Origin of the sequence: Shewanella sp. 10N.286.45.A1, assembly GCF_041470405.1 — a bacterium.
In the GTDB taxonomy this organism is placed as follows: domain Bacteria; phylum Pseudomonadota; class Gammaproteobacteria; order Enterobacterales; family Shewanellaceae; genus Shewanella.
Genome location: NZ_JBFRMK010000378.1, coordinates 1 through 4,689 on the forward strand (window position 1 = coordinate 1; position 4,689 = coordinate 4,689).

Below are 4,689 nucleotides of genomic sequence, written 5' to 3' on the forward strand. Positions count from 1 at the left end.
ACGGCATAGCCTCCGCCTTGTCAAAATAGCCAATATACTGCGGCAAAAACAACCGTGAAAGGTCAATAGCCCCTAAACTTTATAGTGGAATTCAATCAAGAAATTTCCAACTTCTTCCTGAACTAAATTAAATCGGTAATGGCCATTATTTCTGTAGTTTTCCTCTCATATTTATGGCGGTATTAGGTTATATACTCACCATCAGATCCGTTTTTTCTAAAGAACAGATCAGTGGGATAAGTTTATGCCGAGAGTCTAGGAAGCAACCTTTACCTAAGCTGTGCTGGATTTAGTTTACTACTGGCATGTTTAGCGCGAGAGAACTCAGCCGGTGATAAGATGTAGGTATCTTCACTATAGAAATCATCAGTTCGTGCCATGTTCCACCAGTCACTCCAAGGCCCCTCAATCTGTTCTTCTTTGAGCAGTTGATTCTCCTTTAATGGCTCAATGAGACTACCTACTGACATCAATAGCCCGTATGGAGTGCGCTTTTTTAACATATGAGGCATTAACTTGGCTGGGTTATCCAATCCCATACTGCCAACGAGTTCAAAAAAACTTTCGATGGTATTGTGATGATAGTTTTTTACTCGTTCACTTTTTTCAATAACGTTAACTGCTTTGCTTCGAGCAGGATCTTGAGTCGCGATACCTGTCGGACACATATTGGTATTACAGTGGCGAGATTGAATACAACCAAGTGACATCATCATGGTGCGAGCTGCATTCACGGTATCAGCCCCCATTGCTATTTTTGCCAAAAGGTCGAAACTTGATGCTGTCTTGCCTGAAGCGATAATATTAATTTTATCTCGTAACCCTACACCTATCAGTGCGTTATGAGTAAAATATACCCCTTCTAAACACATCATACCTAAGCGATTGGAAAACTCGACTGGTGCAGCACCAGTACCTCCCTCTGCACCGTCTACCGTGATAAAGTCGGGTGTTATCCCCGTTTCTAACATTGCTTTACACAAGCCTAAAAATTCGACTGGATTACCGATACAGAGCTTAAATCCGATAGGCTTACCTTCACTTAATGTTCTCAGTTTAACCACAAAATTAAGCAGATCTTTTGGGGTGGTGCATTCTGGGTTTACAGCAGGTGATACACAATCCTTATCTTTAGATATGTGTCTAATCGCTGCAATTTCATCAGTAATTTTTGCTGCTGGTAATACACCACCATGACCAGGCTTCGCGCCTTGAGAGAGCTTTATTTCAATCATTTTTATTTGCGGACGAGTCGCCATAGCTGTGAACGTGTCGGGGTTAAAGTTACCTTCATCATCACGACAGCCAAATAAACCTGAGCCAATTTGCCAAACTACATCTCCATGGTGCTTTAAGTGGTAGGGACTTGCACCACCTTCGCCAGTGTTGTGATAACAGCCGGCTTTTAACGCACCTAAATTTAACGCTTCAATGGCATTTGCGCTCAATGAACCAAAGCTCATGGCGGATATGTTGAGGTAAGATGCTTCATAATGTTGTAAGCAATGTGGACCACCAAAGCGTACACGTTTAGCGTCATCGACTACTTCTTTTGGGTGTAGTGATTGCCAAAGGCTTAAATAGTTATCTTCAAGTAGATCACGCTGGGTACCGAAAGCGATGGTATCTCTGACATTTTTTGCGCGTTGGTAAACTAGAGAGCGTTGCTCGCGGTTAAACGGTTTTTCCTCGGTATCATTAGCGATAAAATATTGCTGTATCTCAACCCTATAAGATTCTAAAAAGTAGCGTATATGTGCGACAACAGGGTAAAGGCGATTAAGCGTATGTTTACTATGATACATATCAAAGTAGCCAATAATACTGTAGCTCATCGTTAATAAGAGTAATAAGACGCTACCAATACTTGTTTGGCTAATGGCGAAGTTGACTGCAATCAAGTTGCCCAAAGAAGCGATAATCCAAAAGAATTTTTGCATGATGGTCATAAGTATTCCTTACTATTAAGCACCAGATAGCGGATTGTCTTATTCAAAGGCATTTTTGCCAATTAGGCAATCTTGTTTTAATACTTTCTAATTTAAATAGAAATTAGTTATATTAGTATCGATTATAGTCACAAAGTCGTGAATACAGATAAGCATACTATGTTTAACAAATTGTATGTTGCAGTAATATGGATAGCGGAATACCAAGGAGTTTATAGTGATAATAGCTGAAACCGAGAGGCTGATAATACGGCGATTTGAGTCAAAAGATACTAAAGCTATCTTTTTACTCAACAGTATCCCGGAGATCCTTACCTATATCCCTGGTGCGCCAATGACTAATATTTCTCAGGCTGAAGAGATCTTGGAGAATATGATCTTGAGTAGTTATGAGCAACTAGGCTATGGTCGCTGGGCGGTAGAGCACAAAGCTGATGCAAAAGTGATAGGTTTTTGTGGCCCAAAGTACATTGAGGAGTTCGGCGAAGTAGAGCTTGGTTACCGTTATTTACCAGCTTATTGGGGCAAAGGGATTGGCTTTGAAGCTGGAGCCGCCGCATTATCTAAATTTATTGATTACGATATACAAGAAGCTATCGCTTTAATCCTCATTGGTAATAGTGGCTCTGAAGGCGTGGCAAAAAAACTTGGCATGCAAGAGCGTGGACGAGACAAGTTTATGGGGCACAAGGTCAATGTTTTTCACAAATACCTTTAGCCAAGCGTTATTTAGTTAATCGTTAACCACAAAAAAACCAGCTTAACGCTGGTTTTTTAAATTTCAATAAACTTTAAGACTCGCCATGCTCACAGTTGTCATTGGTGCATACACCGTAAAGGTAGAGGCTGTGGTTTGTCAGTTTGATATTGTGTTTCATCGCAATTTCATCTTGACGTTGCTCAATCATATCATCTGAGAACTCGAAGACTTTACCACATGATAAACATACGAGATGATCATGGTGGTGTTGTGTTGCAAGTTCGAAAACCGCTTTACCGCTTTCGAAATGATGACGAGTTACTATACCTGCATCATCAAACTGGTTGAGTACTCGATAAACAGTCGCTAAGCCGATCTCTTCACCCAAATCCAGTAGCTTTTTATAGAGATCTTCAGCACTGATATGCTGATTCTCTGGTCCTTGCATCAATTCTAAAATTTTGACTCGTGGTAAGGTTACTTTCAAACCCGCTTTCTTTAGCGCTTGATTTCCATCTGTCATTATTGTTCTCTTGATTGCAGAACGGCCTGTCAACTCGAGCCAGTTCATATGTGGATATTCAATCCATTATATGTGCACAATTAGAAAACTTAAACCTTTGATATGGCAATAAGCCATCTAATGTAAATAAAAGAGATAAAGCTGATATAAAACAAGCAATTTAAGCATACATTTTGTATTGTTATTACCATTTATACTAATGCCTAATGTGAAAATGACTGATTACTTGGCAAACTGGAAAAAACAATACCAAGAAAAAGGACAGTAGATGTACCAGCAGATTGTAATACTAACAGGGGCTGGGATCTCGGCAGAATCTGGATTACGTACTTTTCGAGATCAAGACGGTTTATGGGAGGAGCACAAGATAGAAGAGGTAGCGACTCCTGAGGGCTATGAGAATAACCCTGAACTTGTTGAACAATTTTATAATGAACGCTGGCAGCAATTTCATAATGGTAGCATTGAGCCAAATGCTGGCCATGATGCTTTAGCTAAGCTGGAGCGCGAATTCGAGGGGAAGCTACTAGTTGTTACTCAAAATATCGATGATCTTCATGAAAGAGCGGGCTCAAAGCGTTTACTGCATATGCATGGAGAACTTTCGAAAGGTCGCTGCCCTCGGTCTAGGCAAACATTTTTACTTAGAGAGCCGTTCGGCCCCACGCATACTTGTACATGCTGTATTCCTGCGCAAAGACTTCGTCCCCATGTCGTTTGGTTTGGTGAGATGCCAATAGGTTTAGATCGTATTCAACATGCGTTAGATACTTGCGATCTGTTTATTGCGATTGGCACATCTGGAACTGTTTATCCTGCAGCAGGGTTTGTTGATACTGCAAATCATCATGGAGCGCAAACTGTCGATATTAACCTCATGCCTGCAGATCGGCATAGCCAGTTTCAATATCACTTACAGGGAAAGGCGAGCGAGGTTTTGCCTAAATTGGTCGAGCAAATTTTGCAAGGTAAAGTGGTCAATGATCAATTGCAAGCAGGGTAGCTAATATGCTTGATAAATCAGCAGAGGCTAAGGTTGCGGTTATTATGCGCGGCCTTCCCGGTAGTGGCAAAAGCTATTGGGCCAACGAGTTTGTGACCAGTTATCATCGAAGCGTTGGCTCGCCTCAAACTTCAAAACAACATGCAATATTCTCAACCGACAGTTTTTTTTATAATGAGGGTGTTTATCAGTTTAACCCTAAGCTGCTGCCAAAATATCACCAATTAAATTTGGCAGGATTTATAGCGGCGATGGCTAACGGCATCCCCTTGGTTATTTGTGACAATACCAATATAGCGTGTTGGGAGTTTAAAGCTTATAGCGCGGCAGCAATTGCTTTAGATTATGAAGTTCGTATTCAGCAAATCGGTGATCCTGCTTCGATTAAACATCAACAGCTTTGTGCAAAGCGAAACCGCCACGGTGTACCATTTCAAAGTATTAAGCGCATGGCGTCAATGTTTGAATCTATTTAGTTCATCAATTAAAAACGCCTACCCATACCCATACCCAT

At 40.9% G+C, this 4,689-nt stretch carries 5 protein-coding genes; 3 read left to right on the forward strand and 2 right to left on the reverse strand.

The genetic code is table 11. The annotated features are described in order from the left end of the window. Positions 1–269: 269 nt before the first annotated feature. Positions 270–1,949, reverse strand: a complete 1,680-nt coding sequence (locus AB4238_RS21560) for an FMN-binding glutamate synthase family protein (RefSeq protein ID WP_372035593.1) — start codon at positions 1,947–1,949, stop codon at positions 270–272. Positions 1,950–2,166: 217 nt separating this feature from the next. Between AB4238_RS21560 and AB4238_RS21565 the strand changes: the two genes are divergently transcribed. Beyond that, entirely contained in the window at positions 2,167–2,667 is a 501-nt protein-coding gene (locus AB4238_RS21565) for a GNAT family N-acetyltransferase (protein ID WP_372035595.1), read from the forward strand. A 73-nt stretch (positions 2,668–2,740) separates the two neighbouring features. On the opposite strand, the gene fur is transcribed toward AB4238_RS21565, so the two are convergent. Next, positions 2,741–3,172 carry a ferric iron uptake transcriptional regulator gene (gene fur / locus AB4238_RS21570; protein WP_220737515.1) on the reverse strand — a complete coding sequence of 144 codons (432 nt, stop codon included), beginning with the start codon at positions 3,170–3,172 and terminating at the stop codon, positions 2,741–2,743. A gap of 268 nt (positions 3,173–3,440) precedes the next feature. Here fur and cobB point away from each other — a divergent pair, with 268 nt between their 5' ends. Both cobB and AB4238_RS21580 read left to right on the forward strand, forming a co-directional pair. Next, on the forward strand, positions 3,441–4,175 hold the full coding sequence (cobB, locus tag AB4238_RS21575) for a Sir2 family NAD+-dependent deacetylase (RefSeq protein WP_372035597.1): 735 nt from the start codon (positions 3,441–3,443) through the stop codon (positions 4,173–4,175). Positions 4,176–4,180: 5 nt separating this feature from the next. Beyond that, positions 4,181–4,651 (forward strand): AAA family ATPase, encoded by a 471-nt coding sequence (locus AB4238_RS21580; RefSeq protein ID WP_372035598.1) that lies wholly within the window; start codon positions 4,181–4,183, stop codon positions 4,649–4,651. Positions 4,652–4,689 lie beyond the last annotated feature (38 nt).